This is a genomic window from Pseudomonas sp. DY-1 (assembly GCF_003626975.1).
Taxonomy (GTDB): domain Bacteria; phylum Pseudomonadota; class Gammaproteobacteria; order Pseudomonadales; family Pseudomonadaceae; genus Metapseudomonas.
Map to the genome: position 1 here is coordinate 3644991 of NZ_CP032616.1, position 24907 is coordinate 3669897.

The 24907-nt window shown below is 60.4% G+C and carries 15 protein-coding genes, 1 tRNA gene and 1 pseudogene; 11 read left to right on the forward strand and 6 right to left on the reverse strand.

Translation table 11 applies throughout. The annotated features are described in order from the left end of the window. Window positions 1-41: 41 nt before the first annotated feature. From rpoD to D6Z43_RS17320, 4 genes are all read left to right on the forward strand, one after another. Entirely contained in the window at window positions 42-1895 is a 1854-nt protein-coding gene (gene rpoD / locus D6Z43_RS17305; protein ID WP_120653330.1) for an RNA polymerase sigma factor RpoD, read from the forward strand. Window positions 1896-2033: 138 nt separating this feature from the next. Further along, a complete protein-coding gene (locus tag D6Z43_RS17310) occupies window positions 2034-5768 on the forward strand; it encodes a bifunctional diguanylate cyclase/phosphodiesterase (protein ID WP_120653331.1) in 3735 nt (1244 codons plus the stop codon). Between the two features lie 15 nt (window positions 5769-5783). Continuing rightward, a tRNA-Ile gene (locus D6Z43_RS17315) sits at window positions 5784-5860 on the forward strand. A 128-nt stretch (window positions 5861-5988) separates the two neighbouring features. Continuing rightward, the gene (locus D6Z43_RS17320) at window positions 5989-7062 is read left to right on the forward strand and encodes a site-specific integrase (RefSeq protein ID WP_120653332.1); all 1074 of its coding nucleotides are present in this window, start codon (window positions 5989-5991) and stop codon (window positions 7060-7062) included. A 15-nt stretch (window positions 7063-7077) separates the two neighbouring features. Here the strand turns inward: D6Z43_RS17320 and D6Z43_RS27955 are convergent, their stop codons facing one another. Beyond that, window positions 7078-8049, reverse strand: coding sequence for a hypothetical protein (locus D6Z43_RS27955; RefSeq protein WP_162945853.1), 972 nt, complete (start codon window positions 8047-8049; stop codon window positions 7078-7080). A 161-nt stretch (window positions 8050-8210) separates the two neighbouring features. On the opposite strand from D6Z43_RS27955, the gene D6Z43_RS17330 reads away from it, so the two are divergent. Together D6Z43_RS17330 and D6Z43_RS27960 are read left to right on the forward strand one after the other, a co-directional pair. Next, window positions 8211-8438, forward strand: a complete 228-nt coding sequence (locus D6Z43_RS17330; protein WP_120653334.1) for a hypothetical protein — start codon at window positions 8211-8213, stop codon at window positions 8436-8438. Window positions 8439-8469: 31 nt separating this feature from the next. Then, window positions 8470-9237 carry a helix-turn-helix domain-containing protein gene (locus tag D6Z43_RS27960; protein WP_162945854.1) on the forward strand — a complete coding sequence of 256 codons (768 nt, stop codon included), beginning with the start codon at window positions 8470-8472 and terminating at the stop codon, window positions 9235-9237. 206 nt (window positions 9238-9443) lie between these two features. Here the strand turns inward: D6Z43_RS27960 and D6Z43_RS17335 are convergent, their stop codons facing one another. Then, complete coding sequence (locus D6Z43_RS17335) at window positions 9444-10346, reverse strand: LysR family transcriptional regulator (protein WP_120653335.1); 903 nt, start codon at window positions 10344-10346, stop codon at window positions 9444-9446. A 134-nt stretch (window positions 10347-10480) separates the two neighbouring features. Here D6Z43_RS17335 and D6Z43_RS17340 point away from each other — a divergent pair, with 134 nt between their 5' ends. From D6Z43_RS17340 to D6Z43_RS17360, 5 genes and pseudogenes are all read left to right on the forward strand, one after another. Next, window positions 10481-11689, forward strand: coding sequence for an MFS transporter (locus D6Z43_RS17340; protein ID WP_120653336.1), 1209 nt, complete (start codon window positions 10481-10483; stop codon window positions 11687-11689). A 137-nt stretch (window positions 11690-11826) separates the two neighbouring features. Then, window positions 11827-12981, forward strand: a complete 1155-nt coding sequence (locus D6Z43_RS17345; protein ID WP_120653337.1) for an efflux RND transporter periplasmic adaptor subunit — start codon at window positions 11827-11829, stop codon at window positions 12979-12981. Window positions 12982-13064: 83 nt separating this feature from the next. Further along, window positions 13065-16241, forward strand: a complete 3177-nt coding sequence (locus tag D6Z43_RS17350) for an efflux RND transporter permease subunit (RefSeq protein ID WP_120653338.1) — start codon at window positions 13065-13067, stop codon at window positions 16239-16241. After that, window positions 16234-17658, forward strand: coding sequence for an efflux transporter outer membrane subunit (locus D6Z43_RS17355; protein WP_120653339.1), 1425 nt, complete (start codon window positions 16234-16236; stop codon window positions 17656-17658). Before D6Z43_RS17350 ends, D6Z43_RS17355 begins: the two co-directional genes overlap by 8 nt. Window positions 17659-17767: 109 nt before the next feature. Further along, a pseudogene (locus D6Z43_RS17360) lies at window positions 17768-17932 on the forward strand (IS5/IS1182 family transposase); the annotation flags it as partial. 89 nt (window positions 17933-18021) lie between these two features. On the opposite strand, the gene D6Z43_RS17365 reads toward D6Z43_RS17360, so the two are convergent. From D6Z43_RS17365 to D6Z43_RS17380, 4 genes are read right to left on the reverse strand one after another with little or no spacing between them, the layout of a single operon-like run. After that, window positions 18022-18819, reverse strand: coding sequence for an isocitrate lyase/phosphoenolpyruvate mutase family protein (locus D6Z43_RS17365; protein ID WP_120653340.1), 798 nt, complete (start codon window positions 18817-18819; stop codon window positions 18022-18024). A 40-nt stretch (window positions 18820-18859) separates the two neighbouring features. Continuing rightward, entirely contained in the window at window positions 18860-20377 is a 1518-nt protein-coding gene (locus tag D6Z43_RS17370; protein ID WP_120653341.1) for an efflux transporter outer membrane subunit, read from the reverse strand. After that, on the reverse strand, window positions 20374-23511 hold the full coding sequence (locus D6Z43_RS17375) for an efflux RND transporter permease subunit (protein ID WP_120653342.1): 3138 nt from the start codon (window positions 23509-23511) through the stop codon (window positions 20374-20376). Before D6Z43_RS17375 ends, D6Z43_RS17370 begins: the two co-directional genes overlap by 4 nt. 22 nt (window positions 23512-23533) lie before the next feature. Further along, on the reverse strand, window positions 23534-24760 hold the full coding sequence (locus D6Z43_RS17380; protein ID WP_120653343.1) for an efflux RND transporter periplasmic adaptor subunit: 1227 nt from the start codon (window positions 24758-24760) through the stop codon (window positions 23534-23536). Window positions 24761-24907: the final 147 nt, after the last annotated feature.

Consider the following 24907-nt stretch of genomic DNA (forward strand, 5'->3'; position numbering starts at 1 on the left):
CTTGTTTTCAGCCCGCCAAGACCTTAAGTGGATAGGGTGCTATGTCCGGAAAAGCGCAACAGCAGTCTCGCCTCAAAGAGTTGATCGCCCGTGGCCGTGAGCAGGGATACCTGACTTACGCGGAGGTCAACGACCACCTGCCGGAGGATATTTCCGATCCGGAACAGGTGGAAGACATCATCCGCATGATCAACGACATGGGGATCAACGTATTCGAGAGTGCTCCGGATGCGGATGCCCTGTTGCTGGCCGAAGCCGACACCGACGAAGCCGCAGCCGAAGAAGCCGCAGCCGCACTCGCTGCGGTGGAAACCGACATCGGCCGCACTACCGACCCTGTGCGCATGTACATGCGTGAAATGGGTACCGTGGAACTGCTGACCCGCGAAGGCGAGATCGAAATCGCCAAACGCATCGAGGAAGGCATCCGCGAAGTCATGAGCGCGATCGCCCACTTCCCTGGCGCTGTCGACGGCATTCTCGCCGACTATCAGCGCATCACCAGTGAAGGTGGTCGCCTGTCCGACGTTCTCAGCGGCTATATCGACCCGGACGACGGCACCCTGCCGGCCGAAGAGGTCGAGCCTGTCGAGCTGAAGGACGATTCCGCCAAAGCCAAGGAAAAGGACGACGAGGAAGACGAAGAAGGCGACGGCGACGACGCAGAGGAAGAAGGCGACGGCGGTCCTGACCCGGAAGAAGCCCTGCGCCGCTTCACCGCAGTTTCCGACCAGCTCGAAAAGGCCAAGAAGGCCCTGAAGAAGCACGGTCGCAACAGCAAGCAGGCCACCGAGGAGCTGCTGGCCCTGGCCGAGCTCTTCATGCCGATCAAGCTGGTGCCGAAGCAGTTCGACGCCCTTGTGGAAAAAGTCCGCAGCGCCCTGGATCGCGTCCGCGGCCAGGAACGCGCCATCATGCAGCTCTGCGTGCGTGATGCCCGTATGCCGCGTGCCGACTTCCTGCGCCTGTTCCCGGGCAACGAAGTCGACCTCGACTGGGCCGACGGCCTGGCCAAGGGCAAGGCCAAGTACGCCGAAGCCATCGGCAAGCTGGTGGACGACATCAAGCGCAACCAGCAGAAGCTGGTGGATCTCGAGAACGAGGTCGAACTGACCGTCAACGAGATCAAGGACGTCAACCGTCGCATGTCCATCGGCGAAGCCAAGGCTCGCCGGGCGAAGAAAGAGATGGTCGAGGCCAACCTGCGTCTCGTGATCTCCATCGCCAAGAAGTACACCAACCGCGGCCTGCAATTCCTCGACCTGATTCAGGAAGGCAACATCGGCCTGATGAAGGCGGTGGACAAGTTCGAATACCGTCGCGGCTACAAGTTCTCGACCTATGCCACCTGGTGGATCCGTCAGGCGATCACTCGCTCGATCGCCGACCAGGCACGGACCATCCGTATTCCGGTGCACATGATCGAGACCATCAACAAGCTCAACCGCATCTCCCGTCAGATGCTGCAGGAAATGGGCCGCGAGCCCACTCCGGAAGAGCTTGGCGAGCGCATGGAGATGCCTGAGGACAAGATCCGCAAGGTACTGAAGATCGCCAAAGAGCCGATCTCCATGGAAACCCCGATTGGCGACGACGAAGACTCTCATTTGGGCGACTTCATCGAGGACAGCACCATGCAGTCCCCGATCGATGTAGCCACAGTGGAGAGCCTCAAGGAAGCGACCCGCGAAGTCCTGGCCGGCCTCACTGCCCGTGAAGCCAAGGTCCTGCGCATGCGCTTCGGCATCGACATGAACACCGACCACACCCTTGAGGAAGTCGGCAAGCAGTTCGATGTAACCCGTGAGCGTATCCGCCAGATTGAAGCCAAGGCGTTGCGCAAACTTCGCCACCCGTCGCGAAGCGAGCACCTGCGCTCCTTCCTCGACGAATAAGCGATACGACAACCCCCGGCCAGTCCGGGGGTTTTCATTTGCGTGCAGCAGCGCTCAGCGCGCTCATTTCTCTTCCAGATGGCAAGCGGCCACGTCTACACTTCGTGTCTGACATCCCTTCAAGGAACGAGGCCGCCAATGGCGCGAGCGCGGGCCCTACTGATGTTCTGGCTGGCACTCTGGACCTTCCCGGCCGGCGCCCTGACGCTCACCCCGGAAGAACAGGCCTGGCTCGACAATCACGGCGAGCTGCAACTGGGCATAGACACCTCCTGGCCCCCCTTCGAATTCCGGGACGCCCAAGGCCGTCACCAAGGCCTGGCTGCCGACTATGTCGAGTTGATCCGCCGCAAGCTGAATCTGAAGCTCACCCCGGTCGAGTCCAGAAGTTGGGCAGAAGTGCTCAAGCGAGCACGCGAGGGTGAGCTGGATATCCTGCCCGGCGTCATGTCCACCCCGGAGCGCCAGCAGTACCTGAATTTCACCCGTCCATACCTCGACTTCCCCATCGCCATCCTGTCCCAGACCAAGGGCCCACGGCCTTCGAACATCCAGGACCTCTACGGTCTGCGCGTCGGGGTCGTATCCGATTACGCCCCCCATGAACTCCTGCGTAACCAGCACCCCGACCTGAGCTTGCAGGGCTACCCCACAGTCGCCGCCGCGCTCCAGGCCCTGGCTACCGGTGAGGTAGATGCCTTCGTCGGCGACCTCGCGTCCAGCGTCTGGAGCCTGCGCCAGCTCAAGCTGAACGGCATCAGCATCAGCGGCGAAACGCCCTATCGCTACCAGTTGGCCATGGCGACACCGAAGATCCATCCGCTGCTGGCCGGCATCCTCGACCGGGTATTCGCCGAGATCACCCCGGAAGAAACCGCTGCCATCCAGGAGCGCTGGGTGGGCGACGCCCTCTACCAGCACATCGACTGGAACCGCATCCTGCTCTACGGCCTTCCGGCACTGCTGCTGGCCGGTGTGCTTGCATTCGTCATGCGCGTCAATCGCCGTCTCAGCAATGAAATGACCAGCCGCGCCGCCCTGCAGGATGAGCTGCGAAGCAGCGAACAGCACTATCGCGGCCTGGTGGAAAGCCTCAATGCCATCGCCTGGGAGATGCGCGTCGAAGACTACTGCTACACCTACGTCTCGCCCCATGCCGAACGCTTGCTCGGCTACCCCTTGAGCGACTGGCTGGAACAGGGGTTCTGGCGCCGCACCCTGCACCCCGACGACGCTGGATGGGCCAATGCCTTCTGCGAAGCGGAAACCATCGCCGGCCGCGACCACAGCCTCGACTACCGCATGATCGCCGCGGACGGCCGAGTGCTCTGGGTGCGAGACATCATCACCCTCATCCCCCACGGTGAGACACAGATGATGCGCGGCCTGATGATCGACATCACCGAGACCAAGCAGACCGAACAGGCGCTGCAACTCTCCGAGCAGAAGTTCGCCTCGGTGTTCCACAACTGCCCCGACATCATCGTCATCGCACGACGCACTGACGGCAGCCTCCTGGCGATCAACCAGACCTTCGAGCAGCAGATTGGACTCAAGGCCAGTGAGGCCCTTGGTCGCACCGCCACCGAACTCGATATCTGGGGCATTCCCGGCATTGGTCCGAAGCTCCTCCAGCGTCTGCAGCAGGGCAATCCGCTGCACAACCTGGAAATGCCCTTCCGCCGCGCCAACGGCGAAACCTTCATCGGGCTGATTTCTGCCCAGAACATCGACCTCGACAACACCCCCGCGCTAGTAGTCGTGGTCCGCGACGTCACCCAGCTCAAAGAAACCCAGCAACTGCTTCAAGTCTCCGAAGAAAAATTCGCCAGTGCCTTCCACGCCTCGCCGGACGGGCTGCTCATCACCCGCATCAGCGACGGGCGCCTGCTGGAAGCCAACGATGGCTTCACCCGGATCACCGGCTACAGCCAGCGCGAGATCGCCGACCGCTCCACCCTCGAGCTCGGCCTGTGGGCCAACCCGGCCGACCGCAAGCTCATGATCCAGGCGATCCACGACCAGGGCAGCCTGTATCACTTCACCACCGCCGTACGCACCAAGGCAGGCCAAATACGAATCTGCGAGCTTTCCGCTCAGCCGATTCCTATTGGCGGCGAACCGTGCATGCTGACCATTGCCCGCGATGTCACCGAGCGCCAGCAAATGCAGGAAAAGCTGCTGCAAGCCGCCACCGTGTTCGAAAGTACGGCCGAAGGCGTGATGATCACCGACACCGAACAACGCATCACGGCCGTCAACCGTGCCTTCAGCGAGATCACCGGATACAGCGAAAGCGAGGCTCTCGGCCAATCACCGCGCATGCTCGCCTCCGGCCAGCACGACAGCGCTTTCTACGCGGCAATGTGGCACCAGCTCGAGCGCGAGGGGCACTGGCAGGGCGAAATCTGGAACCGCCGCAGGAACGGTGAGCCCTACCCCGAATGGCTCACCATCAGCGCTGTGCGCGACCGCCACCAGCAGGTCACCCACTACGTCGGCGTATTCGCCGATATCTCGCCACTCAAGCACGCCCAGGCACGGCTCGACTTCCAGGCCCACCACGACTCCTTGACCGGCCTACCCAATCGCCTGCTGTTCGAAAGCCGCCTGCAGCTGGCGCTGGCCGACGCCGCCACCGAGCACCACCATGGCGCTGTCCTGTTCATTGACCTGGACCGCTTCAAACACATCAACGACAGCCTTGGCCACCCCGTGGGCGACCTGCTGCTCAAGGGCATCGCCACCCGTCTTCGCGAACAACTGCGCGACATCGACACCGTGGCCCGCCTCGGCGGCGATGAATTCATCATTCTCCTGCCCGGCCTACACAATGCCAGCGACGCGCAGACCGTAGCCAACAAGCTGCTGGCCTGCTTCGAAGCGCCGATCCCTGCCGGCCAGCACGAGTTTTTCATGAGTGCCAGCATTGGCATCAGCCTGTTCCCCGAACACGGCCTCGACGTCGCCACCGTGGTCAAGAATGCCGACGCCGCCATGTACCGGGCCAAGGCCCGCGGCCGCAATCGCATCGAGTTCTACACCCGCGACCTCACCAGCCAGGCGACCGAGCGGATGGCCCTCGAGACCGAACTGCGCCGCGCGCTGGAACGCAATGAATTGTCCCTCAGCTACCAGCCCAAGTTCAGCCTCCAGCACCAGACACTGGTTGGCGCTGAAGCCCTGGTGCGCTGGTATCACCCGCAATTCGGCGAGATTCCCCCGGAGCGCTTCATTCCCCTCGCTGAAGAGTGCGGCCTGATCCTCCCGCTGGGCGACTGGGTGCTGGAACACGCCTGCAGGCAGATGCAGCAATGGCAGGAAGACCATGCCCCGTTCGGCCCACTCTCGGTGAACCTCGCCGGCGCCCAATTGCGCCAACCGCTCTTGATGGAACGCTTGCGGCTGCTCCTCCAGGGACTTGGACTCGAGCCCCAGCGCCTGCAACTGGAAATCACCGAAAGCTTCATCATGAGCCAGGCAGAAGAAGCGCTCAGTGTGCTGCACAGCCTCAAGACCCTCGGCGTGCAGCTGGCCATCGACGACTTCGGCACCGGCTACTCCTCACTCAGCTACCTCAAGCGCCTCCCGTTGGATGTGCTGAAGATCGACAAGTCGTTCGTACGTGGCCTGCCGGACGACCCCAATGACGCTGCCATCAGCCGCGCCATCATCGCTCTCGGCCGCAGCATGCAACTCACCGTCATCGCCGAAGGCGTCGAAACCAAGGCCCAGGAGTACTTCCTCGCAGCCGAAGGATGTGAACAGATTCAAGGCTTTATCGTCAGCGCAGCGCTGCCAGCCGAGACTTTCGCCCGCAAATTCCTCAGCCCCCAGCCCGCGATTGGCGCCCAGCAAAAGGCGCCTGTATAATCCGCCGGCCTTCTGGGGCCTATAGCTCAGTCGGTTAGAGCAGAGGACTCATAATCCTTTGGTCCACGGTTCGAGTCCGTGTGGGCCCACCAAATCAAAAGCCGCGCATTGCGCGGCTTTTTCATTCCAGCGCCAAAATCAGCTAGACCAGTCCTATAGTCCAAAGGTACAAATTCAGTACAGTGCCGGTACAGCGGCACGCTTTGGGAGCAGGAAAGAGATGGCCACCATCGTCAAAACGGATGCCGGCACCTGGAAGGCTCTGGTGCGCAAAACCGGCTGGCCGACCAACACCAAAACCTTCCGCACCAAGCGCGATGCCGAAGACTGGGCTCGCCGCACCGAAGACGAAATGGTCAGGGGCGTGTACATCCAACGCAGCGGCTCCGAGCGCATGACCTTGGAAATGGCGCTGAAGCGCTATCTCAGCGAAATCAGCCCCACCAAGAAGCCGACCACCCAGCGCGCCGAAGCCACCAAAGCCCAACAGCTGATCAGCCACCTGGGCAAGTACTCCATGGCCGCCCTCTCCGCCGAGATCATCGCCGGCTACCGCGACACCCGCCTCGCTTCGATCACCAATCGCGGTAAGCCCACCAGCAACAACACCGTGCGCCTGGAGCTGGCCCTACTCAGCCACCTGTTCACCGTGGCAATTCAGGAGTGGGGCCTGGGCCTCAGCTTCAACCCGGTTCTGAACATCCGCAAACCCAGCCCTGGCGAGGGCCGTGACCGGCGCTTGTCTGCAGAGGAGGAACGCCGCCTGCTGACAGCCGTAAACAATCACAGCAATCCCATGCTTGGCTGGATCGTCCGCATCGCCCTGGAAACCGGCATGCGCTCATCTGAGATCACATCCCTGCGCCGGCATCAGGTCGACATGCAAAAGCGCGTGGTGCGCCTCTCCGACACCAAGAACGACAGCGCACGCACTGTGCCGCTGAGCAAATGGGCGACAGAAACCTTCCAGGCAGCGCTGAACAACCCTGTGCGGCCGATAGACTGTGATTTGGTGTTCTTTGGCGAGCCGGGCAAGAACGGTAAGCGAAGCCCCTACGCATTTACCAAGACCTGGGGCCTGCTGAAGACCAAGCTCGGTATGCCCGACCTGCGCTTTCACGATCTGCGCCATGAAGCAGTCAGCCGGCTGGTCGAGGGCGGCCTATCCGATCAGGAGGTCTCGGCCATCAGCGGCCACAAGTCGATGCAGATGCTTAAGCGCTACACTCACCTACGTGCCGAAGACCTTGTTAGCAAGCTAGATAAGCTGAGTCACGGGCGCAAAGTGCCGTAGCTGACACGATCGCTATCACAGCTGTCGGAATGACGCAGCCGCCTTTGCCGGCCGCCCCGCTCCTGCCCTACCGCCACCCCAATTATCTCGGCGCTCGGCTGCCGCTCCGAGCCAAGCCTCCGCACGAAGCAGAAGATCAAAAACAGCCGTGAGATCATCCACTAGATCGCGGTGGAAGTCCGCCCTTTGCTCGCGCATCTCACCAATTTCCAGGCTGTGATCATCCAGAGCCCGGATCAAGGTAGGCAACATGAAGGCCCCGCCGGGCCTTCCAACTCGCTCAATCACAAACTGCCATACATGCGGCCTGTAGCGTTCGAGCCAAGGAGCAACCCGAACAATCTCAATTGCCTCCCTCCACTGGGAACGCAATTTCTCTTTCCGTGCCTGACTGGAGAGAGCGCGAATATGGTCATTGAACTGTGGCGACAGCTTCCGACCAAACCAGTAGCCATCGCGGGCTTGAGATGACTGCCCAGTTGTACCTACAGCCGGAACTCGGTGTTCTCTGCAGTGCTTCCCTGCACCCAACACGTAACGCCAGCACAAGGCGCAGAACTTACGGGCGGGAAGTGCAGCTCCATGCCCATAAAAAACGTTGATTGCAGGCCCAAGAGCCATTAGCTGGCCGAGCGAAACTATTGAATCTGATGGCGAACGGTTTGAGGTGCAGCTCAAGGAACGGCCTTGCTTGGCAAATGTCGCCCATCTCAGCTCCCGTCCGCTCAGAAAGGCGCACGCAGAACTCAGCTCAGCGATCAAACGCGGACGATCTGGAAGATCCGCCATAGCCTCAATTTTCGCTAACAGCTCGCCGACATACTTTTTAAGCGTGAGCCTGAAATGCACTGGCCTCAAGGCTCCTTTCGCAGCTTGCTCCGAAAGATCAACAACAAGTGGATACCACTCATTCACGAGCCACCACCCGTGCGCCTTGTAAAGATAGAAAACGAGGGAGTTCACCTGCCGTTTTCCAGTGGAGTTCATGCCAGAGACCCTTCAGTGCGAAATCAAGAAATCTGCGAAAAACCGCTATAGACCACCATCTATAAGGCCTACGGCGCTTTTCAAGTGGCAAATCTTACAACTTAATTCAGCGTGAAGAATGTCTCTAGGATTTAGCCGTAACTGAACCTAGGAGCAACGACATGCCGACAACCCAAGATATTCTGACCGAGCGCTGCGGGATCCTGATGACCTATGAACAGCTCGGCGAAATCATGCATCGCAGCCCTGAAGCACTGCGGATCACGCTCTCCGACAACAGAACCGACTGGGCAAGAAGCATCAACGCCGCCAAGCTCAAGTGGGGGCGCCGAGTGCTTTTCCGCACCGCAGATATTGCGAGATTGATCGACCAAGGCCTCAACGACTAATCAGCCCAGCACTCATTACAAGCGTCCGATCATGAGCATAAAAATCTCAAGTTTGGTGTGGGAACACTACCCTGCCGGCGGCTGTGAGCTGCTCACAGCTTTGGCCTATGCCGACCACGCGCACGATGACGGCACCAACATCCGGCCGAGTGTGGCTTACATCGCCCGAAAAACTCGCCAAAGTGAACGTACCGTCCAGCGCCACCTTGCTCAAATGAAGAAGAGCGGCTGGCTACTGACAGTCAGATACGCCAAAGGCGGTCGCAATTTTGTGACGGAATATCGAGTAAACCCTCGGTGGATAACTAACCCTGACAATATGTCACCCTTTTCCAAAGAAGAGGATGAAGCCCTGACAAATCAGGTACAGAAAGATGACAGCAGAGGCATACAAAGGGTGACCCCCATGTCACCCCAACCACCAAGAACCGTAAAGGAACCTAAAACAGGCCAAGGGAAAGATGCCCCTGCGCCCACCGAAGCATTTCCTGCATCGAAACAAGCTGTAGTCCAGAAGCTGCTACAGCAATGCCCTATCGAATTTCGGCAGCTCGTGATTAACGAAATCTCCGCCCGAATTACAGCAGGCCAGGTTCGCAACCCGGTCGGCTTACTTCGGAAACTTATAGAACTGGCTCAACAAGGCAACTTCGTGCCCAGCGCCAAGTCACTACCGCAACCCCAAGGCAGATCACAGCGCAAGCCGGACCAAGATCGAGAACCCGACAAGCGCTATGGCAATCAGTCGATCCAGGCAGTAATGGAGCTGCTCGGGATGCCCATCAAAGTTAAAAGCTGACGATTAAAGCTGGTAGCTTGACTAAGGGCAGTTTGAGTACAACACCGACCATGAAAGATCTCGGGCTTGCAGGCATCTGTCGACGCCAGGTGGAAGCGCCGGCACCGTCACCGGAGCGGGCATGTGGCCAAACATCCACTGAAGCGCGCAAGTAGGCCCACCTAAGGCACGTGGGGAAGTACGCGCGCGATGCACCGCGCTAAAAGTTATTTGCTCACAACCAGCACTTGTGAGAGACGCTCGGTCGCAAGCGCCAGGAAGCAACGCGTTTTTGCTGGCAGCCTGCCTTGGTGTGCATAAAGTAAGTTCACTGGGGATGGCGTGGGCTCGTACTCCCTCAAGAGACGGACCAGCGAGTTCTGGGCGAACTGGGAAGCGGCCTGGTAGCACAGCACCCGGGTGAGACCCAGGCCACTCGTAGCGGCGGCCACGGCCGCATCGGCGGTGTTCACGGACAGGCGAGAGCGGATCGGCACCCGCGTCGTGCCCTTCGAGCTGGAAAACGACCACGCATGTGATGGCGAGAGGCCTGAGAAGGTCACGCACTCGTGGTTACGCAGATCGGACGGGGTCTCTGGCGTCCCATGCTTCTCAAGGTATGCGGGACTGGCGCACACCACTCTGGTGATCTCGCCTACCTGTCTAGCCGTCAAGCCGCTGTCGGGAAGGACCCCAATGCGCACGGCCACGTCGATATTCTCCTCGAGCAGGTTCGCATTGGTGTCGCTGAGCACCAGGCGAACGTTCATGTCGTCGGACCGACTCAAGAGCTCCATGACAATCGGCAGCACATGGTCGCGCCCGAACATCAAAGGTGCGGCGATGACCAGCTCGCCCCTCGGATTCATGCTGCCGCCGATCGCTGTTCGTTCGGCTTCGGCCACACGATCCAGGATCTCGCGAGATGCAACCAGATAGTCACGTCCCGCATCAGTCAGCGTCAGTTGCCGCGTCGATCGGGTCATCAACCGCACGCCTAGGTGAGCCTCCAGATCAGCCAACTTCCGGCTGACCGAGGGAAGTGGCATTTGCAATCGCCGCCCAGCAGCTGAAAGGCTTCCTTCATCCGCTGCAGCGACGAAAACAGTCATGGCTTCTATGCGATCCATATTTTCACTTTTCGAGATACTGACTCTTAAAGTCGCAGTCTAGTTCTCCATATTGAGAGTGTCTACATTGCACTGGCCGAGGTTCTCTCGGCTTCGCAGCTATCCCGACGACTTGGAAACCTTGGAAAACTTCAATGACGGACAAAGCATTACAGCTTGATGGTGAGCTGATAGACCTGAACGCCGAGGCGCCAACCAGGTGGAGTCTGAAAACCTGGTTCGCAGTCAGTTCTATGGCAGCTACCAGCTTTGCTTTGGTGTCAGCCGAGTTTTTGCCGGCGGGCCTGTTGACGCCAATGGCACGCGATCTCGGCATCAGCGAGGGAACGGCGGGACAGGTCGTCACGGCCACGGCATCTGTCGGCGCCGTGATGGCCCTGCTGAGCAATGTTCTGATCGGCAGATTGAACCGCAAGACAGTACTGATGGGGCTCAGCGCCCTGGCGATCCTCTCCAACCTGCTTGCGGCTGTAGGTACCGAGTTTTGGCAAATACTGATAGGCCGGGCCGGGCTGGGGATCGCCCTCAGTGGCTTCTGGGCGCTTTCATTTGCCGTCGTAGCGAGGCTGGTGGGCGCCAACGCGACGGGGCGTGGGATGTCTATCGTCACCCTCGGCGTCTCGCTCGCCACCATTGCCGCGCCATCGATGGGGGCACTGATTAGCGACTGGCTGGGTTGGCGCAGCGCCATGGCCATGACAGCGGGGCTTGCCTTGCTGGCGATGGTCATGCAGTGGCTCGCCCTGCCGGCATTGCCTGCATCCACCAGCAACAGTCTTGGCGATGTCCTGCGGCTGACACGCCGGCGCGGCATTCAACTCGGCATGCTGGCGATCCTCCTGCTGATGACCGGGCATTTTGCAGGATCGGTTTATCTGCGCCCCTTCTTCGAACAGATCACCCATCTTGAAACCGGCCCGATTGCCCTGGCGCTGCTCGGTTTCGGTGTCGCAGCTGTAATTGGCAATGTCGTGGGTGGCCGCATGGCCGACACCAATATCCACACGGCCGTCACGACCACTGCGGTGCTGATGGCGTTTGCGGCTCTCGCTTTGGTCATTTGGGGCATGCGCTTGGACGTTGCCTTCGGCTTCGCTGCGCTCTGGGGGCTCGCATTCGGCATGGCGCCGGTGGTGCTTCCGATCAATCTGTCCCGCGCCGCGCCCGACGCACTGGAGGCAGCGGGGAGTTTGATGATCACTTCCTTCCAGGTCGCCATCACGACCGGCGCTGTGGTCGGCGGCTATGTCGTGGACACTTACGGCGCCATGGGGCCTATCACACTTACCGCCATCCTTGCTTCGTCGACAGTCGTACTGACGCTACTGCAACCCCGCAATTAGTCCGTTCTTCCGCACGGGTTGAAGCAGCCAGACGGCATTCCAATTTTCAGGTCGTATCGTTCATCACGACCAAGGCGCGTTCTGCGTCTTTCGGCAAACGATTCAGATCAGTGCCCCCGACGGGAAGTGAGAACCAGATGCAAGCAATCACCTTCAAGGACGCCAAAGTGACTCTGCTTGGCGCCTTGTCGCTGGCCTTAATGGCTGGCTGCGACTCCCAAGGCCAGGACAACGCCGCATCAACAGCGCCACGGCCAGAGGTTGAAGTCGCCGAGGTCCAGGCCGAACGCGTGACGCTCTGGGGTGCCTTCAGCGGCCGGGTCGAGGCGCCGCAAACGGTGGAGCTGCGGCCACGGGTCAGCGGTTATATCGATCAGGTCGGCTTTGAAGAAGGCGAGCTAGTCAGCGAGGGCGACGTGCTCTTCGTCATAGATCCGCGCCCCTACAAAGCCCGTGAGCAACTGGCCCAGGCCGAACTGGCGCGCATGCGCAGCCAATTAACCCTGGCCAGCAGTGAAGCGGCCCGGTCTGAACAACTGTGGGAACGCCGGGCGATCTCCCGCGAGGAGTTCGAGCAGCGCAATGCGGCCAGGAACACGGCTCAGGCAGCAGTCAATGCAGCTGCCGCAGCGCTAAAAAGCGCGCAACTGGATCTGGAATATACCCAGGTCAAGGCGCCGGTTAGCGGTCGTATCGGTCGTGCCCAGGTGACCCGTGGCAATCTGGCCACGGCAGACAGCACCCTGCTGTCAACGCTGGTATCGGTCGACCCGCTCTACGTTTACTTCGAAAGCGACCAACGGACTGCGCAGGACAATCCGCACGGCCAGAACGTGCCGGTGCGTATCGGGTTGGCGGGAGGGGACGATTTTCCCTTCGAGGGTCAGCTCGACTTCGTCGATAACCAGTACAACCCCCGCACCGGCACCCTGCAGTACCGCGCGCAGGTGGCTAATCCGCACGGCGCCCTGCGTCCGGGGCAGTTTGCCCGGGTAGAAATGCCGGTGGCCTCAGCCAGTGCCGCATTGCTGGTCGATCAGAAAGCAGTGATGACCGATCAGGATCGCCGCTACCTCTATGTGTTGGGTAAGGACAATCGGGCCGAACGGCGCGTTGTCAAAACCGGCCGTCGAGTCGATGGTCTGCTGGTGATTACCGAAGGCCTGGCCGCAGGCGAGCGTGTGGTGGTCAAAGGGTTGCAGAAGATCCTGTTCCCCGGCATTGAAGTGGTGCCGCAGTTGATTGATATGCGCAGCACCCCGGACCCGGCGGTAGTCGCGACATCGCCGTGAGGCAGTAGCGCTCCTCTTAGCTTTGTTTCTCTATCTGACTGACACGGGCGCGTCTTCCGGACGCGCTCCGGGAGGCTGTTGCCGTGAGTTTTTCGCGTTTCTTCGTGGACAGACCGATCTTTGCCTCGGTGCTGTCGATCATTATCTTCGTGGTCGGGTTGATCAGCATTCCGCTGCTACCGGTCAGTGAGTACCCCGAGGTAGTGCTGCCCAGCGTGCTGGTCAGCGCCAGCTATCCGGGAGCCAACCCCAAGACCATTTCCACGACCGTGGCCACGCCATTGGAAGAAGCCATTAACGGCGTCGAGGACATGATCTACATGAAATCAGTCGCCGGCAGTGATGGCAGCCTGGCGCTGACCGTGACCTTTGCGCTGGGCACCGACCCCGACCAGGCCCAGGTGCAGGTGCAGAACCGGGTGTCCCAGGCGCTGCCGCGCTTGCCCGAAGATGTACGCCAACTGGGTGTAACCACCCAGAAGCAGGTACCGAATCTGATGATGGCGGTGCACCTGACCTCGCCGGATGACAGCCTGGACGCCACCTATATGCGCAACTACGCGGTACTGCATATCCGTGACGAGTTGGCGCGCATTCCCGGTGTGGGTCGGGCGGGTCTGAATGGTTCGGGCGATTACGCCATGCGCCTGTGGATAGATCCGCAGCGCGCCGCTGCGCTGGGCGTCACGGCGGGCGATATCAGTGCCGCCGTGCGCGAGCAGAACGTCCAGGTGTCGGCCGGGCAGATCGGTGCGCCGCCGATGCCGGATGGCTCGGACATGCTGATTTCGATCAACGCCCAGGGCCGCCTGGAGACTGTCGAAGAGTTTGGCAACATCGTATTGAAAACCGGTGAACAAGGCGAAGTCACGCTTCTCAAAGACGTCGCGCGCATCGAACTGGCTGCTTCGCAAGATGCCTTGAGGGCATTACTGAACGGCCGTCAGGCGGTAGATATTCCGATCTTCCAGGCGCCGGGCTCCAATTCGCTGGATGTGTCGGCCGCTGTGCGCGCGAAAATGACCGAGCTGCAGGCGGATTTCCCGAAAGGCTTGGCTTGGGAAGTGGTCTACGACCCCACCGTATTTGTCAGTACCTCTATCAAGGCGGTGATAATTACCCTGCTTGAAGCGGTCGCGCTGGTGGTGCTGGTGGTGATCCTGTTCCTGCAGACCTGGCGCGCGTCCTTGATTCCGCTGCTGGCGGTGCCGGTATCGATTGTCGGTACTTTTGCGGTGCTGCTGCTGATGGGCTTCTCGATCAATACGCTGACGCTGTTCGCGATGGTACTGGCCATCGGTATTGTGGTCGACGATGCCATCGTGGTGGTGGAGAACGTCGAGCGTAATATCGAGGCCGGTCTCGCGCCACTGGCCGCCGCGCATCAGGCGATGCGCGAAGTAAGCGGGCCGATCGTGGCCATCAGCCTGGTGCTCTGCGCGGTGTTTGTGCCCATGGCATTTCTGGACGGTATTACCGGCCAGTTCTACCGTCAGTTCGCGATGACTATTGCCGTTGCCACGGTTATTTCGGCGATCAACTCACTGACGCTGTCACCCGCTCTGGCGGCGACTTTGCTGAAACCACACGGTGCACCGCCAGATCTGCCGGCGCGCGTCATCAACCGACTGTTTGGTTGGATATTCCGTCCATTCAATCGGTTCTTCCTGCGCTATGCGCAGCGCTACGAGTCGCTGGTTGGCCATAGTCTGAGCCGTCGGGGATTGGTCTTCGGGGTCTATCTCTTGCTGCTCGGTGGTACCGCGTTGATGTTCAACCAGGTGCCTGGCGGTTTTATTCCGACCCAGGACAAGACCTATCTGATCGGCAGTATTCGCTTGCCCGAAGGGGCATCGCTGGATCGGACCGAAGCGGTGGCCCGGCGAGTCAGTGAAATGGCGATGAAAACCGATGGGGTAAAGCACGCTGTGGCCTTAGTGGGTTTCAACGCGCTGCAGGGCGCCAACACGCCTAACGTAGGCACCGTGTTTATTCTGTTCGATGATTTCGACGTGCGCGAGCGTACCGCGCAGGCGATCTCGGATGACCTCAACGCACAGCTGGGCGGCATCAATGAAGGCTTCGCGATTACCTTCATGCCGCCGCCGGTGTTTGGTCTGGGCGCGGGCTCGGGTTATTCGCTGTATATCCAGGATCGGCTCGGCGCCGGTTACGGCGCACTGCAGACTGCGACCAACGAGCTGGCCCAGGCGTTAAGCAAAACGCCCGGCATGTTTTACCCGTTCAGTTCGTACCAGGCCAACGTGCCGCAACTGGATGTCGCTATAGACCGCATGCAGGCCAAGGCCCAAGGGGTGCAGCTGGATGATCTGTTTGGCAGCCTGCAGCTGTATTTCGGCTCGCAGTACATCAACGACTTCAATCTGTTCGGCCGCACCTACCGGGTGATGGCCCAGGCGGATGCGCAGTTCCGTGACGACCCCAGTGACCTCGACCACCTCTATACGCGTAACGCGAGTAACGAAATGGTGCCACTCAACACCATGGTGACGCTGCGCGAGAGTTTTGGGCCTGACCCGGTGATCCGCTACAACGGCTATCCGGCGGCCGACCTGATTGGCCAGTCGAATCCGAGCGTACTTTCTTCGGCGCAGACCCTGGCCGCGGTGTTGGCCGTGGCGAATGAGGTGTTGCCACCGGGCATGACGCTGGAATGGACTGACCTTAGCTTCCAGCAAGTGACCCAGGGCAATGCGGCGATGGTGGTGTTCCCGCTGGCGCTGCTGCTGGTGTTCCTGGTGCTTGCGGCGCTGTATGAAAGCTGGGTGATGCCGCTGGCGGTGATCCTGATCGTCCCCATGTGTCTGCTCGCGGCGCTTTTCGGAGTATGGATGGTCGGTGGCGACAACAACATTTTCGTCCAGGTCGGATTGGTGGTGTTGATGGGGTTGGCATGCAAGAACGCGATCCTGATCGTCGAGTTTGCTCGCGAACTGGAAATGCAGGGTCGCGATACCGTCAGCGCAGCATTGGAAGCAAGCCGTCTGCGTCTGCGCCCGATCATCATGACCTCGGTGGCCTTTATCGCGGGTGTCGTGCCGCTGGTGCTGGCGACCGGAGCGGGTGCCGAGGTACGTAACGCCATGGGTATTACGGTGTTTACCGGAATGATTGGCGTGACGCTATTCGGCCTGCTGTTGACCCCGGTGTTCTATGTTGCCCTGAGGACGCTGGCCAAGCGCTTTGATGATAAGCCGGAAACGGCAGACGCAGAATTGAAAGGAGAGCCACATGCGTAAGCTGGCAGGGCTCTTTACCATGGCAGCGCTGCTCAGTGCCTGCGCGGTGGGTCCGGACTACCAGGCCCCGGAGCCGGTGCAGTTGCAGTTGCAGCACTTTTCCCACGATCAAGCGCCGGCTGACGCCCCAGGCACAGTTGTGGCCAGCAACGAGAAGCTCTTCTGGCAGGGATTTGAAGACCCCCTGCTGGCAGCTTTGATTGAGCAAACTCTGGCTGAAAACCAGAGCCTGCATGCGGCGTTGGCGCGTTATCAGGAGGCCGAAGCGCTGTTGCGCGGCTCGCGCCGCGATCAGTTGCCGAGTGTCACGGCGGGCGCCGGTGTTGCCGGGCAACGGCTGGCGGAAGTGGAACGCACCCTGCTTGATGAGCGAAGTGTGGAGCTATATCAGGCAGGTGTCGCGCTAAGCTGGGAACTCGACCTGTTCGGGCGACTGCGCCGCGCCACTGAGGCCAGCGAGGCCGAACTGCAGGCGGCGGGCGCCGACCGGCAGACACTGCAGGTAGCGCTGGCCGGCCAGATGGCCAGCAGCTATTTCCAACTACGCGGCTTGCAGAAACAGCTGCGGGTGGCCGAAGAGAATGTCAGTTTGCAGCAGGCATCGCTGGATATTGTTAGCGCGCGATTGGACGCTGGCCGCGGCACCCTGTTTGATCAGGTCCGGGCTCGCGCTCAGCTGGACGCCACCCGGGCGGTGATTCCGCAGTTGAAAGCAGGTATCGGCGCAGAAATGCATCGCATCGGGGTGCTGACCGGGCAAACGCCTACCGCTTTGGTTCCTCTGCTACATGTCGCTGCAGATCTGCCTGCCAGTCTTCCATCGATAGCAGCAGGTAGCCCGGGTGACGTGCTGCGGCGGCGTCCGGATATTCAGGCTGCCGAGCGGCGCTTGGCCGCAGCCACCGCCCGTATCGGCGTTGCCAGTGCGGACCTGTTCCCGCGCTTTACCCTGGACGGTCTGATCGGTTCGCTGGCCGGCAATGGCTCGGACCTGTTTACTGGTGGTGCTAGTACTGGTCGCGTGGCTCTGGGGATCGACTGGAGCTTCCTCGACCGGGCCCAGGTGCAGGCGCGCATCGATGCGGCTGATGCCCAATCCGCCGAGGTGCTGGCCGACTACCGGCAGACAGTGCTACTCGCCTTGGAAGAAACTGAAACCTGGTTGTTGCGTTATCAGCAGGCGCGTGAGAGAGCAGCATTGCTGCGAAGTGCGACCGACGCCGCCACGCAAGCGGTTGCACAGGCACGTGACCGCTATGACCGGGGCTTTATCGGTTATTTCGAACTGCTAGCTGCCGAGCAGGAGCTGACCGCGATGCGTGACAGGCTGGTGCAAAGTGAGACGGAAGTGGTACTGGCGATGGTGAATGTGTACCGGGCACTGGCTGGAGCTCCGGAGTCCCCGGTTGCCGGCTAGAAAGCAAAACTCAACCTGCTGCAGATGCACAAAAGCCGCTCCCTAGGGAATCTCCGAACAAGCTCCTAAAAGTGCTGAAATACGCCGGACCATCTGACCCGAGCCACCCATGGACCAAATGAGCTTTTCCGACTTCGAATACGCCGGCAAGCGCAAGCAGACACACCGCGAACGCTTCCTCGCCGAAATGGATTAGGTTGTGCCTTGGGCTGGCCTGCTGGGCCTGATCGAGACGTTCTACCCCAAGGCCGGCGGCGGTAGAAAACCTCAACCCCGGAAGGACTCGGTGCGGTCACTCGACTGCGAAATGCTGAGTCGCGCAACCCTAGTTGCGGGAGCCATTGCAGGGGCCTGTTCAATCGCTCAGAACAGCTCCTGCAGTTGCGTATAGCCCATTGCATTCTCGAACAAGGGCGCCGATTGGCCGTTTTTCAGGAAGTCAGCTGCAACGCCTTTGGCTCTCCCCCAGACCGCCTGGGCGACTCCGGTGCCTGCACTCAACCGGCGTACGCCCAGCTTGCCGAGCTCGGTGCTATTCGGAAGTCCCAGGAGTGCCATCACGTTCAGAGGTAGGGGGACTTCTTTGGCGACAGCCTGGATGTCCTCTGCGTTGGCGATACCGGGCAGGAACAGCCCGTCGGCGCCTACATTCGCGTAGAACTTTCCACGGTTGATCGACTCTTCGAGCTGTTTTGATCGCTCGACCAGGCCGGCGAGGATCACGTCGGTGCGGGCGTTCACGAACAGGTCGAGACCTGCCTTGGACAGCGCAGAGCGGATGGCTTCGATCTTGATGGCCAGCAACGCCGGATCATCCCGACCGTCTTCGATGTTGATCCCAGCAATACCCAGATCCGCAAGGCGCATTACATAGCTCGCGACGACCTTCGGATCATTGGAGTAGCCATTCTCGATATCGAATGTCACTGGCACTGACACCACATGCATGATGCGGAATGCCAGTGCCGTGACTTCATTGATGGGCAGTTGCCGCCCATCCTGGTAACCCAGCGACCACGCCACGCCCGCGCTGGTGGTGGCGATGGCAGCTGCCCCTAGGCTCTCGAACAGCCGAGCGCTTCCCGCGTCCCAAGCATTCGGCAGTGCCAATGGTTTGTCCTGGGCATGGAGGTTGCGAAATTTCGCGACTTTAGTGGCCATGACTTTCTCCTGAGATTGATGGGACGCTTCTGGAGAGTGCTCAAGATGACGGTTCGCTTGGCTCCGTCTCTTCAACGGACGAGATCACTGGCTGGGCTTGTTGTGCGGGCGGCGTCGCCGGATTCCAGCCACCACCAAGGGCGCGGAAGACACCCACCGCGGCTCGTGCAGCGTCAGCGCGGTTCGCGTCCAGTTCATCGCGCGCCGTCAGCAACTGGCGGTTTGCGTCCAGAACATCGGTCAGGGTGATCGAGCCTGCACGGTAAGCCTGTTCGGACAGATTCCGAGATTTTTCCAGGGCCTCCACTTGCTCCTGCAGCTGCACCACGTGGATTACGGTCTGACCAAGTTGAATGAAGGAGTTCTCCACATCTTCTGCGGCTCGAAGGACGGACTGACGATAGATCGCCAGTGCTTCGGCGTTAACTCCGCGAGCTTGTGCGACTTCAGCGTCGACCTTGCCGAAATCGAATAGCCGCCAGCGCAGGCCAACTCCGCCAATCGCGGTGAAGGACCTCGAGCTGAAGAGGCTGCCACTCGTACTGTCGAAACCCAATGCTCCGGAAAGCGAGACCTTGGGGTAGTAGTCCGAGATCGCCGCGCCGATGAGTTCGTTTGAAGCCGCCAATCGGCGTTCAGCCGCGATGACATCGGGGCGTCGTCGGAGCACATCACTGGGCTTTACCTCGCCTGGAATGCCTGGGACTAACGGGATCTCCGTCACGCGCTCAAGCTTCTTGGCATAGGTTCCGGGTTGTTCGCCCATCAGCACGTCGAGTCGGTTCAGTTGCTGCTCCAGGGCAATGCGGAGTGGCGGCACTGTCGCTCGAGCGGACTTCAGCAATGCATCGGCTTGAGCCACTTCCAACCCCTGTGCTGCACCCGCTTCATAGCGGTCCTGTACCAGTTGCAGCAGATGTTCATCGGTTTCTATTTGCTGCTGCGCAATCGCCAGCCGGGCTTGGTAGCCACGAATCTGGAAGTACGCGTCGGCCGCATCGGCCGCCACAACGACTCGCGTACCGACCTGTTCAGCCTCGACAGATTGGGCTTCGTTATCAGCAGCCTTGGCGCCGCGACGCAGGCCGCCGAAGAGGTCGAGTTCCCAGCTCGCTGCAGGACCGATGTTGGTGTCGTGCATGTTCCGATCGAAGCCGGGGCTCTCGCCGGCAACCGTGGCTATGGGGCCGCGCATGCTCTGGCGTTGAGCCGTGGCTGTAGCCCCCAGATCCACAGTGGGGAAGAGCTGAGCGCCTGCCCCCGAAGCCGTGGCACGAGCCTGACTAACACGCGCTATGGCGGCTGCCAGGTCCAGGTTTTGACCCAGCGCCCGCTGGACGACGGTAACCAGCATGGGGTCGTTGAAGCCGGTCCACCAACGATCCAGGGGCGGAGCGTAATGCTCCTTCTTGTTATCCAACTCTCCGGTGTTGTGCAGCGGTGCAAGGTCGGTGGTAGGCGGAATGTAGTCGGGACCGACGGCACAGCCGGCCAACATGATGCTGACGGTCAGGCCGCTCAAGACAGCCTGGAGCGCCTTTGCATGACGGCGGTTCATGCCGACCTCCTGCTACTGAGCTTGCGGATGAAGGTGTAGAAGGCCGGGGTAAACAGCAGACCAAATATGGTCACGCCGAGCATGCCGAAGAACACGGTGGTTCCGAGGGACTGACGCATTTCCGAGCCGGCGCCGTGGGCAACGACCAGCGGGGCCACCCCTGCGATGAATGCGATGGAGGTCATCAGGATCGGACGCAAACGAGTGCGCGCTGCGTGGACCGCTGCTTCCTCAGGGCCGATGCCATCCTCGTCCTGGCGCTGCTTGGCGAACTCGACGATCAGGATCGCATTCTTCGCCGCGAGCCCCACCAGCACCACGAATCCAATCTGGGCCAGGATGTCGATCGGCATGTTGCGCAGGTCCAAGCCGAGCGCGGCTGCGAGCAAGCACATCGGCACGATCATCACGATGGCCAGCGGCAGTCGCCAGCTCTCGTACTGGGCTGCGAGTACCAGGAACACGAACAGTGCAGAGGCAGCGAAGATCAGCAGGGTGGGAGTACCGGCTTTCTTTTCCTGATACGCCAGGTCAGTCCACTCGAGACTGATACCCACTGGGAGCACCTGCTTGGCGAGTTCCTCGATGCGTTGCATGGCAGTGCCGGAGGCAAAACCGGGTGCTGCGGCGCCCAGGATCTCGGAGGCCGGGAACAGGTTGTATCGCGGCACTCGATACGGCGCAGCCTGGTCATTGAAGGACGCTACTGTGCCGATCGGGACCATGTCGCCGCCGGCGTTACGCACCTTGAGCTGAGAGATGTCTTGCTTGGTCTTGCGGAAGTCCTCGTCTCCTTGAACGACTACTTGGTAAGTACGACCCAGATAGTTGAAGTCGTTGACGTACTGCGAGCCGAGATACAGCTGCAGGGTCGAGAACACGTCTGGGGGAGTCAGGCCGACCTTCTCAGCTTTCAGGCGATCGATATCCGCAAAGACGGACGGCGAACCTGCGTTGTAGAGGGTGAACACGCCTGCAAAGGTCGGATCCTGATTAGCGGCAGCGACCAGGTCATTGGTTGCCTTGGCCAGGGCCTGGGCGCCAAGACCTTCCTTGTCCTTCAGCATCAGCTTGAACCCACCTGCAGCACCCAGCCCCTGTACGGCCGGCGGTTGAATCACCATGACATAGGCATCCTTGATGCCTGCCAGGCGTTCGCGCAGTGCTTGCACCATCGACGCTGCATTCACGCCGGGGATGTGCTTGCCGTACAGCGAAGGCAGCGAGGTGAAGATGGTGCCCACGTTCGGCGCGACGGTCGAAGTGGCAACGTCGAACCCGCTGATTGCCGAGGTGTGCTCGACGCCAGGGGTGGTCAGGGCAATCTCGTTGATCTCGCGAATGACGTTGTCGGTACGTGACAGGCTGGAGCCTGGAGGCAGCATGACGATGATGGCGAGGTAGCCAATGTCCTGGTCCGGAATGAAGCCGGTGCTCATACGCGACATCTGGAAGCCAGTCAGCCCCATCAGGCCGACGTACACCGCCAGGATGACCGCAGTGGCTCTGACGAAGCGGCTGGTCATCTTGCCGTAGTGGCTCGACAGCCACTCAAAACTCGCGTTGAAGCGACCGAACAAACCTTTGAGGATTCGGCTGATGCCCCGCGGGCCATGTTCTTCATTCGGTACGTGAGGCTTCAGGAACGCAGCGCAAAGTGCGGGGCTGAGGGTCAGTGAGACGAACGCCGATATGATCGTCGAAGCGGCAATCGTGATGGCGAACTGTTTGAAGAACAGACCCATGATGCCGGAGATGAACGCTGCGGGGACGAACACGGCACACAGCGTGAGGGCGATCGCGATCAGAGCACCTGACACCTCGTCCATCGTGCGGTGGGCCGCCTCGCGAGCTGACATGCCCATGGCCATGTTTCGCTCAACGTTCTCCACCACAACGATGGCGTCGTCGACCACGATACCCACCGCCAGCACGAGTCCGAACAGGGACAAGTTGTTGACCGACACACCGAACAACGCCAGGACTGTGAAGGTACCGATGAGCGAGATCGGAATGGCCAGCACCGGGATGATGGTTGCGCGCCAGCTTTGCAGAAACAGGTACACAACGCCGACAACCAGGAGAATGGCTTCGAAGATAGTGATGATCACCTTCTCGATGGACTGGCTGACGAAGGTCGTCGGGTCATAGATGTTCATGTAGTCAATGCCAGTCGGGAAGGTCTTCTTCAGCTCTTCCATCTTGGCCCAGACGGCCTGCTCGACTTCGACCACGTCCGCGCCGGGAGTAGCGATCACCCAGAAAGGAGCCGAGATGTGACGGTCGGCGTAGGCAAGCGAACCGTAGTCCATCGAGCCCAGTTCGACCCGCCCTATATCTTGAATCCGAGTGACGCGTCCCTGATCGTCAGCTTTGATGATGATGTTGCCAAACTGCTCGGGCGTGGTGAGCCGTCCGAGTGCTTCGACGTTGATCTGGTAGGCGGCATCGCTGGCTACCGGCGGCTGATTGAGCACGCCCGCAGAGACTTGGGCGTTCTGGGCACGGAGGGCCGCAAGGATCTCGCTGGCGCTTATGTTGTAGGAAGCAGCTTTGTCCGGGTCGATCCAGATCCGCATGGCGTATTGACGTTCGCCGAGGACCCAGAAGTCCGCCACACCAGGAAGGCGAGCAATTTCGTCTCGAATGCGCAGTGTGTAGTTCGACAGGTATTCCACATCACGCGATCCATCCGGCGAGTACATGTGCACGCCGAGCAGGAGGGCAAGAATAGTCTTCTTTACTTGAACACCCTGTTGCTGAACCTCTTGAGGCAGCCGCGACAGGGCATCTTGCACACGGTTTCGCGTGAGCATCAGCGCCAGGTTCGGGTCAGTGCCGATCTTGAAGATCACCGTGATGTTGAGCTGGCCGTTACCGGTCGACTGGCTGCTGATGTACTCCATGTTCTCGACGCCGTTGATAGCTTGCTCGAGCGGCGTTGCAACAGTCTTGGCGATGGTCTCTGCCGAAGCACCCGGATAGACCGTGGTGATCTGGACGGTTGGGGGGACGATGTTCGGATACTGTGCGACCGGCAGTTGCGTCATCGCAGCCAAGCCGAACAGCATCACGAATATGTTGATCACCGCCGCGAAACGCGGGCGATCAATGAAAAAATGGGCGAGTCTCATGATCGATCTCTGTAGCCTCGTCCTAGCCTTGATCGGTTGCGAAATGGATTGATTCGGCGCGCGGCTCTACGGTGGAACCGGGCGCGGCGATCGGGATGCTGTCGATGATTACTCGGTCCGAAGGTTCGAGCCCCGCGCGGATTACGCGCAGGCCACCACGGACATCACCCACTTCCACCTGCTTGGGCGCGACCTTGTTGTCTTGCCCAACGGTCAGGACGATGTGGCTGAACTGATCCGGCAGCACGGAAGAATCGGGGACGAGTAACGCAGGGGCAGCGCTCGAATAATCCATGCGAACCCGTGCAAAACCACCGGGAGTCAGGAGCAGATCCGGATTGGGCACGATGGCGCGTGCATGAATGGTCCCGCTGGAGCGGTTCAGGGAGTTGTCGACGAAGTCGAGGGTGCCTTGACGCTCGTAGGTGTCCTCGTCAGCCAGAGAGATATCGACTTTGCCGCCGATGGGGCTCTTCTGATCAGCGCGACCACGCATGAAGGCCAAGTAGTCGGCTTCGCTCATGTCGAAGTCCAGGTACATCGGGTCGAGAGACACCAGAGTGGTCAGCAGCGTGGTGGGGCTAGCAGCGGCCCGGCTACCTGCGATCAGGTTGCCAACCGACACCAAGTGAGTGCCGATGCGGCCGGTGAACGGTGCGGTGATGCGGCAACGATCGAGGTCGAATCGAGCATCTCGAACCAGCGCTTTGGCTTCATCCACCGAAGCTTGTGCAGCTCGTTTTTCGGCTGCGCGCTGGTCGACGTTCTGAACACTGCCCGCATCCTTTTGCCTCAACTTTTCAGCACGATCCAGCTCGCGTACCGCAAGGTCGAGCCGTGCATTGGCGCTTGCCAGTTGGGCAGTGGCCTGGGCCAGCTTGATTTCGTAAGGAACCGGGTCGATCACGAAAAGCAGATCGCCCTTGTGCACGATGTCGCCGTCTTTGAAGTGGATCCCGGTGAGCGTGCCACCTACCTGGGCGCGCAGCTCCACCTTCTTCACTGCCGAAAACTGGCCCAGGAAGCCCAACCGCGGTGCGATGTTCTGTTGCAGCGGTGTGGCGACGCCGACTGACGGAATCATGGGCTCGATTGCGGCGACAGGGGCTTGCGAATTGAAGACCATTGCGCCGCCAGTGGTCAGAGCCACTGCAACTGCTGCCGAGATGCCCCAGAACTTAATGTTGGGCCGGATCGAACGCTGGCCTTCTGTCACGGGGGTTTCAGGCCGGGATATTTCGTTTTTCATCGTGTACCTCCTTTCTCTTTCGTCGAGGTGTCGGCCCGGCCGGACGTGAAAAACGATGCTCAGTCCTGTGCGTCGACACGGTTTCACTGCGTTCTTATCTCGGGTGTCGTCCGCCTTCAAATTAGATGATCGTATGTTACTAAGATA